The organism is Paraburkholderia sp. FW306-2-2C-D06C, from assembly GCF_058781505.1.
Genome location: NZ_JBYSWU010000059.1, coordinates 1 through 13,677 on the forward strand (window position 1 = coordinate 1; position 13,677 = coordinate 13,677).

Annotated in this window: 12 protein-coding genes; 8 read left to right on the forward strand and 4 right to left on the reverse strand. The window is 61.5% G+C overall.

Features of this window, described 5'->3' with window-relative positions; translation table 11 throughout:
- Positions 1-335 precede the first annotated feature (335 nt).
- Genes imuA through AC3WLT_RS31240 form a run of 3 tightly spaced genes read left to right on the forward strand, consistent with a single transcriptional unit; the run spans position 336 to position 6,419 of the window.
- Entirely contained in the window at positions 336-1,175 is an 840-nt protein-coding gene (imuA, locus tag AC3WLT_RS31230; RefSeq protein ID WP_492595501.1) for a translesion DNA synthesis-associated protein ImuA, read from the forward strand.
- Entirely contained in the window at positions 1,075-2,844 is a 1,770-nt protein-coding gene (locus AC3WLT_RS31235; protein WP_492595502.1) for a Y-family DNA polymerase, read from the forward strand. The genes imuA and AC3WLT_RS31235 overlap by 101 nt, the downstream gene beginning before the upstream one ends.
- A gap of 8 nt (positions 2,845-2,852) precedes the next feature.
- Positions 2,853-6,419 (forward strand): error-prone DNA polymerase, encoded by a 3,567-nt coding sequence (locus AC3WLT_RS31240; protein ID WP_492595503.1) that lies wholly within the window; start codon positions 2,853-2,855, stop codon positions 6,417-6,419.
- 36 nt (positions 6,420-6,455) lie between these two features.
- On the opposite strand, the gene AC3WLT_RS31245 is transcribed toward AC3WLT_RS31240, so the two are convergent.
- Both AC3WLT_RS31245 and AC3WLT_RS31250 read right to left on the reverse strand, forming a co-directional pair.
- Positions 6,456-7,421 (reverse strand): dTDP-4-dehydrorhamnose reductase family protein, encoded by a 966-nt coding sequence (locus tag AC3WLT_RS31245; protein WP_492595504.1) that lies wholly within the window; start codon positions 7,419-7,421, stop codon positions 6,456-6,458.
- Positions 7,422-7,435: 14 nt separating this feature from the next.
- A complete protein-coding gene (locus AC3WLT_RS31250) occupies positions 7,436-7,654 on the reverse strand; it encodes a heavy-metal-associated domain-containing protein (RefSeq protein ID WP_492595505.1) in 219 nt (72 codons plus the stop codon).
- Between the two features lie 122 nt (positions 7,655-7,776).
- Between AC3WLT_RS31250 and cueR the strand changes: the two genes are divergently transcribed.
- The 4 genes from cueR (at position 7,777) to AC3WLT_RS31270 (ending at position 10,539) form a co-directional block, all read left to right on the forward strand.
- Positions 7,777-8,199: a Cu(I)-responsive transcriptional regulator gene (gene cueR / locus AC3WLT_RS31255; protein ID WP_492595506.1), complete on the forward strand. Its 423-nt coding sequence runs from the start codon at positions 7,777-7,779 to the stop codon at positions 8,197-8,199.
- A 294-nt stretch (positions 8,200-8,493) separates the two neighbouring features.
- Complete coding sequence (locus AC3WLT_RS31260) at positions 8,494-8,640, forward strand: DUF3563 family protein (protein WP_492595507.1); 147 nt, start codon at positions 8,494-8,496, stop codon at positions 8,638-8,640.
- 233 nt (positions 8,641-8,873) lie between these two features.
- The gene (locus tag AC3WLT_RS31265) at positions 8,874-9,236 is read left to right on the forward strand and encodes a hypothetical protein (RefSeq protein WP_492595508.1); all 363 of its coding nucleotides are present in this window, start codon (positions 8,874-8,876) and stop codon (positions 9,234-9,236) included.
- A 268-nt stretch (positions 9,237-9,504) separates the two neighbouring features.
- Complete coding sequence (locus AC3WLT_RS31270; RefSeq protein ID WP_492595509.1) at positions 9,505-10,539, forward strand: ABC transporter substrate-binding protein; 1,035 nt, start codon at positions 9,505-9,507, stop codon at positions 10,537-10,539.
- A gap of 77 nt (positions 10,540-10,616) precedes the next feature.
- Here the strand turns inward: AC3WLT_RS31270 and AC3WLT_RS31275 are convergent, their stop codons facing one another.
- Positions 10,617-11,462, reverse strand: coding sequence for a 23S rRNA (adenine(2030)-N(6))-methyltransferase RlmJ (locus AC3WLT_RS31275; RefSeq protein WP_492595510.1), 846 nt, complete (start codon positions 11,460-11,462; stop codon positions 10,617-10,619).
- 216 nt (positions 11,463-11,678) lie between these two features.
- Positions 11,679-12,650: a potassium channel beta subunit family protein gene (locus AC3WLT_RS31280; protein WP_492595511.1), complete on the reverse strand. Its 972-nt coding sequence runs from the start codon at positions 12,648-12,650 to the stop codon at positions 11,679-11,681.
- A gap of 222 nt (positions 12,651-12,872) precedes the next feature.
- On the opposite strand from AC3WLT_RS31280, the gene AC3WLT_RS31285 reads away from it, so the two are divergent.
- Positions 12,873-13,670 carry a 3-hydroxybutyrate dehydrogenase gene (locus AC3WLT_RS31285; protein ID WP_492595512.1) on the forward strand — a complete coding sequence of 266 codons (798 nt, stop codon included), beginning with the start codon at positions 12,873-12,875 and terminating at the stop codon, positions 13,668-13,670.
- Positions 13,671-13,677 lie beyond the last annotated feature (7 nt).

A 13,677-nucleotide genomic window follows, 5' to 3' on the forward strand; every position in this document is an offset into this window, starting at 1 on the left:
AACACAGAAAGGCCGTCCATCGCCGTGCGCCTACCGCCGCACGCTGCAGCATCCCCAGCCCTCCTCGCAGCAGCCCGATCCGGCTTGCCCCATGCGTAGCCGCAGCGCCAGAAACAGCAAGCGCCGCGCAGTATAAAACCTGCAAACAACAAGCCGCGTGAGTTTCATCGCCTCCCGCATCGTGCCCCTTAAGGTCTCTCTGTGCGCACTGTGCAGCGTCATGCCGTCTTAACATCATCCTCAAAATACTGTATAAATATACAGTAAAAATCTGTCGCCTGATGCTGGCCCGATGTCGGGTGGGGCGAAGCATTACCCATTAAAAGAGCGTGTCTATGGCAGCAGCAATTCAGCTTGCGGCGACTGCACTGTCGTCGCAATTGCGGCGTCAGGTGTGGACGGGCAATGAGCTTGCCGAGGCGGACTCGCGGGTAATTTCCAGCGGCTACGCCGCGCTGGATCAGCTGCTGCCGGGGCAGGGCTGGTCGGCTGGTGGCTTGACGGAGCTATTGATCGAACATGGTGGCGTGGGAGAAGTACGCCTGCTTGCCCACACGCTTCGGCATCTCACGATACAAGCCGAACGGCATGTCATGCTCGTGGCGCCGCCTTATCAGCCCTGTGCCGCGGCGTTGAGGGCGTGGGGTGTCGATGTCGGGCGCGTCGTATGGGTGCGCTCGGAGGAAGATCAGTCTCTGTGGGCCGCCGCTCAAGCATTGAAGCAGGATGGCATCGGCGCGGTACTGGTGTGGCTGCCGAATGCGCGCGCCGATAAGATTCGGCGTCTTCAGGTGGCGGCTCAGGAATCGGCATCGCTGGCATTTTTGATTCGCCCTGTCGAAGCCGCCACGCAATCCTCGCCGGCGCCATTGCGAATGATCTGCGAGCCACTTTTGCCGGCTAATGCGCAGACGATCAACCGTCGTCAATGGTTGCAGGAGATCGGTATGTCGATCGATATCTTCAAGCGTCGAGGCCCGCCGCTAGCAGAACCCCTGCGCCTCATTTTGCCGTTGCAAGACGTCGTGTTGCCGGAGAACGGAGCCGGCAGCAATCAAGGGCGAGAGATCAATCATGTTGTGGATCGCAGTCACATTGCCACTCTTGTCGCTGGAAGCGGTGAAGCCTCTCGTGCCGCTTCCGGATGGTTCGCCCGCGAAGCCGAATCAGCCTGAGCCGCGCGGCGATGCAAGCCAACGTCTCGCCAGCGAAGATGTCGGCGGCGAGCATTGTTATGCGCTGGCGGATCACGCACACATTCTGCTGCCCGATTTCGCCGCATTGCGCGCCGGTGTGCGTGCCGGTCATTCGCGCTCGTATGCATTGGCGTTGGCACCAGGTCTCAAAATGCTTGTCGCAGATAGCACCCGTGAAACTCAGGCATTCGAAGCGATGGCGCTTGCCTTGCTGATGTACACACCGAAAGTATCGCTCGCCCACGCGCACACGTTGCTGCTGGAAGTCGGCTCCGGTTTGAGATTATTCGGCGGCTTGCGCGTGTTGTTGTCGCGAGTGTCGGCCACGGCGGCTGAGTTCGGCTATACGACGCGCATCGCGTGTGCGCCGACCGCCTGGGGTGCGTGGTTGCTGGCGCAAGCGCGCGCCAATTGTCAGGGGCATTGCTGGCATGTGGTGAAGGAGACTTCGCTTGCGCGTGTCCTCGACCGATTATCCGTGTTGTTGCTGCCGGTTGAACAGGCGCATCGCGATGCGTTCACGCAAATCGGTTGTGCTACGTTGGCCGATTTGCGTCAGTTGCCACGGGCGGGCGTCGTGCGGCGTTTCGGCAGCGGCATTCTGGATCTGCTGGCGCAAGCGTATGGCACGCGTCCGGATCCGCGCGAATCGTTTCGTGCGCCGGCGTCGTTTCATGCGCAGCTGGAGTTGCCGTCGCGGGTCGATAATGCCGACGCACTGTTGTTTGCCGCGCGTCGGCTGATCGTGCAGCTGGCCGGCTGGCTGAGCGCGCATCATGCGGCACTCAGTGGTTACACGCTATTGCTCGAGCATGAATTGGCGTCCCGTCATGCGCCGAAGACGTCGAGTTTGGCGGTCGCGTGGGCCGTACCGTCGCGCGATGCCGAACATCTGATCTGGCTGTTGCGCGAAAAGTTGAATCAGACCGTACTGGTGGCGCCGGTGATCGAGTTGAAGCTGATCGCGGATCAGATTGGCGAGTATGCGAGGCAATCGGACACCTTGTTTCCGATGCCGGAAACCGACGGTGATTCGATTGCGCGTCTGCTCGAACGCCTGAGCGCGCGATTGGGACCGGAGAACGTGCTGCAGATGTCTGAGCAGGACGATCATCGGCCTGAGCGGGCAATGCGTGTCGATCCATACCAGGCACAGGCGTTTTCACGCAAGAAGCGTTCGCCTGCTAAAACCAGGGTGAAGATCAAAGCGGATAAAACCTGGCTGACGGATGAGTTGCAACATGCAGCGTCTGAAGAAAATCACGCAGATGGCGATGCGGTGACGCGATCGGCAAACATGACGCGATGGCTGGCTGAAATGGCCGGCGATACAGGCAGCCATACGTCTACCCCGAAGCCGGGCGATGCACAGGTCTCGCTCGATCTGCCCGACAGCGCGTTGCCGTCGCAACCTCGTCCTGTCTGGATGCTCGACAAGCCACTGCGCCTGATGATGCGCGATCAGCGCCCGATCTATCGTCGGCCGCTGAAAATGCTCACGCGTACCGAGCGGATTGAAGCGGGGTGGTGGGACGGCAATCGCATCGAGCGGGATTACTACGTCGCGGCCGACGATCGCGGTTACATGTTCTGGGTATATCGAGAACGTATTGGCGGCGAGTGGTATTTGCAGGGTTTGTTCGGCTGAGCACCATCATGGCAACTTCCCGGTTTTCATTTTCATCGGAGCAGGCGCTTGCGGCCCAGTTGCCGGCGTATGCAGAATTGCATTGCCTGACCAATTTCTCCTTTCTGCGCGGCGCCTCGCACCCGCACGAGCTAGTCGAGCAGGCGATGTCGTGCGGCTACAGCGCGCTCGCGATCACCGACGAATGCTCGCTGGCGGGAGTCGTGCGCGCGCACACCGCGGTGAGAGAAATGACGCAGGAGCGGGAGCGCAAACAGAAAGAGCGCGAGGAGAAAGCGCAAGCCGCGCAGGCACGAACGCCCTCGGAAACCAAGGAGTCTGAAGAAACTAAAGAGGAAGCTGAAGAAGCGCTCAATCCCATTCCTCACCTGATCATCGGCAGCGAACTCAACCTGACCGGCGTTCAAGGCGAACCGTTCTGCACATTGGTTGCGCTGGCAACCAACCGCAACGGTTACGGCAACCTTTCCGAACTGATCACGCTGGCTCGCTCGCGTGCGGACAAGGGCAGCTATCGCCTCAGCCCATCCGACTTCACCGATTCGCTATCGCATCTCGAGCATCTCAAGACGTTGCCCGATTGCATCCTGATCCTCGTGCCGCAGCGCGCGGCGACGCTCGCGCACACACTGCGCTGCGCGCATTGGCTCGCCTCGTTCGCACCGCAGCGAGCATGGATTGCGCTCGAACTCTGGCAAACCGGCAGCGACGACCTTCAGATCGACGCATTGCGGATGATTTCAAAGGCCAGCGGTTTGCCTCTGGTTGCTGCGGGTGGCGTCCTGATGCATGTGCGCTCGCGCAAACCGCTGCAGGACACCATGACCGCAATCGGCCTGGTCACGCCGCTATCGGCTTGCGGTTATGCGCTCGAGGCGAATGCCGAGCGGCATATGCGTACGCGCGTGCGTCTCGGCAAACTGTATCCGCGCGATACGCTCGAAGAAGCGCTGCGTATCGCAGCCCTATGCCGCTTCTCGCTCGATGAACTCAAGTACGAGTATCCGGAAGAACTGGTTCCCACTGGCGAATCGCCATCGAGCTATCTGCGCAAACTGGTGATGGCCGGTGCAATGGAGCGCTGGCCGAACGGCATGGATCTCAAACGAATCGATCAGATCGAGAAAGAGCTGATGCTGATCGCCGAGCTCAAATACGAAAAGTATTTCCTGACAGTGCACGATATCGTGAGCTTCGCGCGCTCCAGAAACATACTGTGTCAGGGGCGGGGTTCGGCGGCGAATTCGGTCATATGTTATTGCCTGCATGTAACGGAAATCGATCCGGTGCAAATGAACATGCTGATCGAACGGTTTATCTCGCGCGCGCGTAACGAACCACCTGATATCGACGTCGATTTCGAGCACCAGCGCCGGGAAGAGGTGATTCAGTATATCTACGGGAAATACGGCCGTCATCGCGCGGCGCTGACCGCATCGCTGATCACGTATCACTCGCGCAGCGCGCTGAAAGACGTCGGCAAGGCGTTGGGGCTCGAAGCGTCGTTGATCGAGCGGATCAGTAAATCGCAGCAATGGTGGGACGGCACGGATGCGGTCGCCAAATATCTGGCCGAAGCGGGCTTCGATCCCAGTTCGCACATCACGCAGAATCTGATTCGCCTCACGAAAGAGTTGCGCAATTTTCCGCGTCATCTGTCGCAACACGTCGGCGGCTTTGTGATCGCGAAAGACAAACTGTCGCGGCTCGTGCCGATCGAGAACGCGACAATGAAAGACCGCAGCGTGATCGAGTGGGACAAGGACGATATCGATGCGCTCAATCTGCTGAAAGTCGACGTGCTGGCGCTCGGCATGTTGTCGGCAATCCGGCGCGCGCTGGAATTCGTCGCGTTGCGGCGCGGCTTCCCGGAATTCAGAGTGCAGGATATTCCGCGCGAGGATCGGGCCGTCTACGAGATGTGCGGCCATGCCGACACGATTGGCGTGTTCCAGATCGAATCGCGCGCGCAGCAAAGCATGTTGCCGCGGTTGAAGCCGAACAAATATTACGACCTCGTGATCGAAGTCGCGATCGTGCGGCCCGGGCCGATTCAGGGCGGCATGGTGCATCCGTATCTGCGCCGCAAGCAGGGTCTCGAGGCGGAGGACTACGCCAAGGATGAATTGCGGCCGGTGCTCCAACGCACGCTCGGCGTGCCGATTTTCCAGGAGCAGGTGATGCACCTCGCGATGGTTGCGGCGAAATACTCCGGTGAGCAAGCCGACCAGTTGCGGCGCGCGATGGCCGCGTGGCGGCGCACCGGCAACCTGGCGAAATATCAGAAGGATTTGACCGAGCGCATGCTCAAGCGAGGTTATGAACCCGGGTTTATCAACCGCATCTGCAAGCAGATCGAAGGCTTTGGCGAGTACGGCTTTCCGGAAAGCCATGCCGCGAGCTTCGCGTTGCTCGTTTATCTCAGTGCGTGGCTGAAGCGTTATGAACCGGCCGCTTTTCTGGCAGGCTTGCTGAACAGTCAGCCGTTGGGTTTCTATTCGCCGTCGCAGCTCGTGCAGGACGCGAAGCGTCACGGCGTCACAGTATTGCCGCCCGACGTGACGCTGAGCGACTGGGAATCGACCTTCGAAAGAAACGGTCCGCAGCAGCAGGGGCAGCGAATTTCAGCGGCCGAAACCTGTTTGCATCGTCAGCAGGCCGTACTATCCGCGCAGCAGTTGCGCGATCTGGCACTGCCGCGCTTTGCCCTGAGCCGGACAGTCCGGCGCGCGGCACAACGGCTGACCGCGCGTGTATTTCAGCCGCCGAACATTTATGGAGCGAAAGGGCCCGCTGTGCGCATCGGCATGCATCTGATCAAAGGCCTTTCACAGACGGCCGCGGAACGCATCATGGCGGCTCGCAGCGACGCGCAGTTTACCGACGTCGACGATCTGGCGCGCCGCGCGGCATTTACGCGCCGCGATCTCGAAGCGCTTGCCGCTGCGAACGCACTGGTCAGCATTGCGGGCCATCGGCGCGAAGCGTGGTGGGCGGTGACCGCGCAGCATACGGTGCCCAGACTGCTGCGCGATGCGCCGATCGCCGAAGCGCCGCTGGCGTTGCCGCAGGCTGCCGAAAGCCGCGAGATCGTCGACGACTACGCGAGCCTTGGCCTCACGCTCAATCGCCATCCGCTCGCGCTCTTGCGCGCGCGTCTTGCCCAGCAGCGTTTTCGCACGGCGGCCGAACTCGCCGCGTGTCGGCACGGCACGCTGGCGCGCGCATGCGGCATCGTCACCGTACGGCAGCGGCCGGGAACGGCGAACGGCACTGTGTTCGTTTCCATCGAAGACGAAACCGGCTCGATCAATGTGATCGTCTGGCCGTCGCTGGTGGAACAGCAGCGCAAGGTGTTGCTGGGTTCATCGTTGCTGGCGGTGTACGGCGTCTTGCAGCGTGACGACGGTGTCGCTACCGGCGGCGACAGCGCCGGCAACGTGGCGAACGTCGGTAAAGCGGGCAAGGCGAAACAGAAACACAAAGGCGAGGTGATTCACCTGGTCGCGCATCGACTCGAAGATCGCAGCGAATTGCTCGGCGAACTGGCCACGGCGAGCCGCGATTTTCATTGACGCCGGCTCGCCGCGGCTGACGTTGCATGCCAGATGCTAGGCCGGCTTATCGCCTGTATCGCCTGTATTGCCCGTATTGCCTGTATTGCCTGTATCGCCTCGCCATGGAAAGCTGGCCAGCACCTGCCGGATCGCGGTGTCGAACGGCGTGCGGCGGCCAATGCCGAGCACCTCGAGCCGGCTCGAAGCAAGGTGGCAGTTATGCGGACGCGGAGTCGCGTCGGTGGGCGTGTGCTGCGGCGTCAGTTGCGCATCGAGTTGCAGCGCTTCGGCGAGACGCAGGGCGATCTCGTACTTGGTCATCGGTTCGTCGCCCGACCATTGCACGATGCCGCGAATCGCTTGACCATGCGCATGCCGTTCGAGCATTTGCCGGATCACAAACGCGACGTCCGGCATGAACGTTGGATAACGGATCGCCCATGCATCCATGACGGCAGCCTCGCCATTGAGCGAAGCCGACGCGGCGATCGCCGGCACGAGACTCGTCACTGCCGATTCTGCCCAACTGACGATCGGCCCAAACAGCAGCGGTAAACGCAGCACGCAACCGAGATCGGTCGTCTCCGCCAGCGCTCGCTCGCCTTCGAGCTTGCTGCGCCCATAGGCATTGAGCGGCGCGGGCTCGGAATCATGCTGGTAGGGCGGGTGAGCGCCGTCGAACACGTAGTCGGTGGAGATCGACAGCGTCCACGCGCCGCGCCGTTTGGCCGCCGCGGCCAAGGTGCGCACCGCATCGACGTTCAGCGCACGGGCGAGCGCCGGATCGTGCTCGCACACATCCGGACGACGCTCTGCCGCCGCAATCACGAGCGCATCCGGCGCTTCGCGCTCGACAAACTGGTCGACCGCCTGCGCGTCGCGAATATCGAGCGCGACCGTGTTCGGGCCGGGCCGGCTGAATGCCGTGGCGACAACTTGCCAGCCGGTTTGCAGCGCCAGTTCACCGACGAGCGCGCGGCCAAGCAGGCCGGACGCACCAATGACTGCGACTTTGAACATGACAGGAGCGCGCCTTAGCGGGCCGCGCCGCTGGCCACGTTCGTGACCGTGTAACCGGCCTCGTCGATGGCGGCCTTCAGCATTTCGGCCGGCTGCGTCGATTCGACCGCCACGCGGCCGGTTGCCAGATCGACCTGCACCTGCGCGGCGCCGTCGTGTTCACGGATCGCCTGGGTGACCGCCGCCACGCAATGCTGACAGCTCATGCCTTCTACCTGGAATTCGATCGTCATCTGGATTGCCTCGGAAAAATGAATGTTGCGATGGTTGAATTATGCCTGCCGTGCGCACTTGAGTGGCTGACCTTCCCATTGTGGGAAGGTGTACGATCGACGTACATATTGGGGAAACAGTCATGAACATTGGTGCAGCGGCCCGCGCGTCGGGCGTCACGGCGAAAATGATTCGCTACTACGAAAGCGTCGGTTTGCTGGCAGCAAAGGCGCGCACGAGCGCCGGTTATCGCGTCTATGGAACGCCGGAGGTGCATTCGCTGCGCTTCATCCGGCAGGCTCGCCGGCTCGGTTTTCTGGTCGAAGACATTCGCCGGCTGCTGGCGCTGTGGCACGATCGATCGCGCGCCAGTGCCGAAGTCAAGGCGATTGCGCTTGAACACGTCGCGGATCTGGATCGCCGCATCGCCGAACTCACCGATATGCGCGACACGTTGGCGCATCTGGCCGATCATTGCCACGGCGACGAGCGTCCGGACTGCCCGATTATCGAGCGGCTTGCGGATACGGATCTGGTGTCGGGGAAGGGTTGTCATCCGAGTTAAGGGGTGGGGCGCAACCCAAACGAGGGATTTGTTGCAACCTGTCACGCGCATGCACCAATATTGTGCTGTTTTGATGCGGATAATTCCGTCAACATCGAAAAATCCGCAATACCTCTCATAAAATCAAAAACTTAGATGCACAATTTGCGTGCACCATTCCAAAACGGAATGCACGTCATGCGGGCATTTCACTAGCAAGGTTGCACCAGAAGGCTATAATCCGGGTTAACCCTTTTACGGGAAATCCCTGATGCATAACTCACCGGGGATTCAATCTGATCCTTGGAGAACATCATGTTTGCATACCTTCTTGAAAAGCTGAGCATCTGGTTTGAAACCGCAGAACGTAGCCGTCGTGAAGCCTATCTGGCCTCGTCGTCGGATATCGTTCAGCTTGAGCAACGCATCCGCTCGCTCGAAACCAACGGCTACTCGTTGTAAGCAGCGCGAGCATCAAAGTTTGACCCGGCAGCGCATGTTGCGCGGCCATAGCAGTACAGCGTTGAGCCCCGTATAGACGGGGCTTTGTCACATCTGGGCTTCCCGGATTGCGGGTAATCTGTGCCCGACAAGCGTCTGCAGGCCAATATCGACTAGCCTGAAGGTTGTCACCGCGGTAAGGTAAAGCGTTTTTTTGCGCAATCCGGCATTCTCAAAACTTATCCGGCCCGGTCATGCTTCCTGCTCGCTCGCTCCACTCCATTCTGGCTGCCGCCATCGCGGCATCGCTGACAACGGTTCTCGCAGTACCGGCAACTTTCGCCGCGTCGAGCAACGGCGGCAAGCCGTTGATCCTCGACACGCAGAGCGGCATTAGCGACGGCCAGAGCGGCACCGTGCTGCAAACCGCGCCGCTTTCGCGGCAGCGGATCGTCGAAGCACAGCCAATCGCTGCGCCCACCGAACTGGCGCCGAATTCGTCGATACCGATCGTTGTCGCGCCGTACATCCAGTTGCCTGTCGGCGGGGCAGCCCCGCAGTCGCAACCACAGGCGCAGCCACAACCACAGCCTCGCCCGGCGCTACGTCCGCAATAAGCGTCTTCCGCGCGATGCTCCTCTGTAGTTCCTCTGTGATCCGTTAACCTTTCGAGCGGTTCCGAGCGGCGAGCCCTGCGCGGCGCCGCCACGCGTCAACGCGCGCCTTCGGATCACGCGCATTGCATGGAGCCATTCGGGTTTCGGCGCATGGCGCGGGTGAAACCGTCCGATGACAATCGTTACGCGGTCTCTTGCTGACGACGTGGACCATGCACATTGCGCTGCGCCGCCGCATCGAACGAAAACAGAACAAGGAGACATCGAAATGCTTACTCACTGGATGCAGCGTGCCGCCTGCGCCACGCTGATCGCGCTCGTCGCGCTCCCCGGCGTTGCGCTCGCCAAGGACACCCCGGAAAAATCCACGCTGACGATGGCCGTCGGCGGCTTGCCGGGTCTTTACTATTTGCCGGTGCTCGCGGCGCAGCAGTTGGGATACTTCAAAGACGAAGGGCTCGACGTCACCCTCGAAGATTTCGCGGGCGGATCAAAGGCCCTGGAAGCGGTAGTGGGAGGCAGCGCCGACGTGGGCGCCGGCGCATTCGAGCACACGCTGTTCATGCAGGCGAAAGGGCAGCATTACCGCGCATTCGCGCTGATGGGCCGCGCGCCGCAGATCGTCGTTGCGGTGGTGAAGTCGAAGGCCGATCAGATCAAGACGCTGGCGGACTTCAAGGGCGCGAAAGTCGGCGTGAGCGCGCCGGGTTCGTCGACCGATCTGGTGCTGACCGTGGCCTTGCGCAAGGCCGGCGTGCAGCGCAACGAGATTTCGGCGATCGGTGTGGGCAGTGGTGCGACGGTACTGGCCGCGGTAAGCGGTGGTCAGATCGACGCGCTGTCCAACGTCGATCCGATGATGACCAAGCTGCAGCACAGCGGCGCGATCAAGGTGCTGGTCGACACGCGCACGGTGAAGGGCACGCAAGAGGTATTCGGCGGGACGATGCCGGCAGCGACGCTATATGCCTCCGAGAGCTTCATTCAGAAGTATCCGAAGACGACGCAGGCGCTCGCCAACGCCATCGTGCGCGCCGACCACTGGCTGCAGAGCGCGAGCGACGCCGACCTGCTGAAGATGGTGCCGCCGGCCTATCTGCTCAACGACTCGGCGCTCTACGTGGAAGCCTTCCACAACGTGCGCGACGCATATTCGCCGGACGGCCTGATGCCCGCGGACGGCCCGGCCACCGCGTTGCGCGCGCTGTCGTCGTTCGATAACCGGCTCGATCCGAAAAAGATCGACCTGAACGCAACCTATACCAACGACTTCGTTCGCAAGGCCGCGGCGCAACTCAAGTGAGCGGTTTAGCGGCTTAAGTCGCTCACCGTCAGGCCGCGCGCCGTACCGCTGCGGCGGCGCACCGCCTGCAAGAAAGATCAGTCGCCGCGGTATTCGACCTTGAACTGCGCCGCCTTGTCCTGACCGAGCGCATTGACCAACCAGGGCAGTTGCTCCTTCAGTATTTTTGCCAGCGTGTACGGCGGATTCAGGATGAACATGCCGCTGCCGAACAGGCCGAAACCGTCGGCCGGCGGATTGCTGACGGTCAGGCTCACATGCAGCCAGTTGCGCTCCTGCAGCTTCTTCAGCTGGTCGGGAAAGCGCTGCGATTCGGGGCGCTTCACTTGCGGGTACCAGACCGCGTAAGTGCCGGTCGGAAAGCGCTTCAGGCTCTCTTCGACGCAGCGCAATGTGCGCGTGTAGTCGCGCTTGTCTTCATACGACGGGTCGAGCAGTACCAGCGCGCGGCGCGGCGCCGGCGGCAGCAGTGCGAGAATGCCGTCGAAGCCGTCGCCCGCGTAGAGCATCGCGCGCCGGCCCGCATCGCGAAAGTTGTGGCGCAGCACGTCGATTTCGGTGGTGTGCAGTTCGAACAGACGCATGCGGTCCTGCTCGCGCATCTGCCGCCACGCGATGTACGGCGAGCCCGGATAGAAGCGCAACTGGCCGTCCGGATTCAGCGCGCTCACTTCGTCGACGTAGTCGGCGAAGATCGGCGGCAAGTCGTTGCGTTCCCACAGTTTGGCGATGCCGGTCTGAAACTCGCCGGTTTTGGTCGCGTAGCCTTCCTTCAACGAATAAACGCCGGCGCCCGCGTGTGTGTCGATATACCAGTAGGCTTTGTCCTTCTGGCCGAGGTAGCGCAGTAGCTGCAACACGACGGCGTGTTTCAGAACGTCGGCGTGGTTGCCTGCATGAAAGGCGTGGCGGTAGCTGAGCATGATGAGGAGACGCTGAAAGAGGGCGTGCCGGTCCAGGGCGGATTCGGCGATGCGGATGCAATGCGGCGGCACAACCGGTGTGCGGCGCGGTCGCGTATTGTACGCGACGCCCGCGCTGCACACCGTAGCGCGTCCCGCGCGACACGGCCCGAATGCTGTGCGGGCCGTGCTCGAGCGGTCCGGCGGCCGCCTGGTTGTGCCTGGTTCTGCCTGGTCCTAGCTGTAGGCGTCGCCGATGATCTCCTCGATCCGCTGCTTCACTTCCGGCGTGATGCGCTCCGCGACCTCCGCCGAGGCCATGTTCTCGGCGATCTGCTCGACTCGCGACGCGCCGGTGATGACCGTGCTCACATGCGGATTCTTCAGAATCCACGCAATCGCCAGTTGGCCGACCGTGCAGCCCAGTTCGTCGGCCACTTCGCCGAGCTTGCCGACCACGTTGTTCTTGCCGGCGTCGGTCACCTGCTTGCGCAGCCACTCGTAGCCTTGCAACTGCGCGCGGCTGTCGGCGGGCACGCCGTCGCGGTACTTGCCGGTGAGGAGACCGGACGCGAGCGGGCTCCAGGTTGTCAGCCCGAGGCCGATGTCCTCGTAAAGGCGTTTGTATTCCTGCTCGACGCGTTTGCGGTGGAACAGGTTGTACTGCGGCTGTTCCATGACAGGCTTGTGCAGATGATGCCGCTCGGCAACCTCATAGGCGGCGCGGATTTCATCAGCGCTCCATTCGGACGTGCCCCAGTACAGCGCCTTGCCGCGCGCGATCATATCGCTCATCGCCCAGACGGTTTCCTCGACCGGCGTGTTCGGGTCAGGACGGTGACAGAACACCAGATCGACATAATCGAGTTGCAGGCGTTTGAGGGAGGCGTCGATCGCGTTCAGCAGATATTTGCGGTTCAGCGTGTGGTACTGATTCGGCGTCTCTTCCAGACCCCAGAAAAATTTCGTCGACACTACGTAACTCACGCGTGGCCATGCCAGTTCTTTGAGCGCCTGGCCCATGATTTCTTCGGATTGACCGCCGGCGTACACCTCGGCGTTGTCGAAGAAGTTGACTCCCGCATCGCGCGCGGCGGCGAGCGATTCGCGCGCCGCATGGCTGCCGACCTGATTGCCGTAGGTGACCCATGAGCCAATGGACAGTTCGCTGACTTGCAGGCCGGAACGGCCCAGACGTCGATAATTCATGCATGCCTCCTTGGTAGTGATGCCGCCGGAATCCCGCTGAGACGTCCAGTTTAAAGAGATAAAGCCCGATGTGCGTTTTCCAGATGTGCTTCACACGGTTCATGCACAATAGCAGCGTTGGCCGCGGTGCAGCATCCGGCCGGACGGCCTATGCCGTCTGGCTGACTTCACGCCGCCTGCGGCTCGTGGTGTCATTGCTCATCAACTGCATGGAGGTTCTGGATGTCGTCACTGAACACGAATCTGAATGGCAAGGTCGCGGTGGTTACCGGCGCCGCGAGCGGCATCGGTAAGCAGATTGCGCTGACGCTTTCCGCGGCGGGCGCCGCGGTCGCGATTGCCGACCTGAACCAGGACGGCGCGAACGCCGTCGCTGAAGAAATCAAAGCGGGCGGCGGCAAGGCAATCGGCGTCGCGATGGACGTGACCAACGAAGATGCCGTCAACCAGGGGATCGACAAGGTCGCCGCCGAGCTCGGCTCGGTCGATATTCTGATTTCCAATGCCGGCATTCAGATCGTCAATCCGATCGAAAACTACTCGTTTTCCGACTGGAAGAAAATGCAGGCGATCCATGTGGACGGCGCGTTCCTCACCACCAAGGCAGCGCTCAAACACATGTACAAGGACGATCGCGGCGGCATCGTGATCTACATGGGTTCGGTCCATTCCCACGAAGCGTCGCCGCTGAAGTCCGCCTATGTAACGGCCAAGCATGCGTTGCTGGGTCTGTCGCGCGTATTGGCAAAGGAAGGCGCGAAGCACAACGTGCGCTCGCACGTCGTGTGTCCGGGTTTCGTGCGCACTCCGCTGGTCGACAAGCAGATTCCCGAGCAAGCCAAGGAACTCGGCATCGGCGAGGAAGAGGTGGTCAAGCGCGTGATGCTGGGCGGCACGGTCGACGGCATCTTCACCACGGTGGAAGACGTCGCGCAGACGGTGCTGTTCCTGTCCACTTTCCCGACTGCGGCGCTGACCGGTCAGTCCTTTATTGTGAGCCACGGCTGGTACATGCAATAAGGAGGCG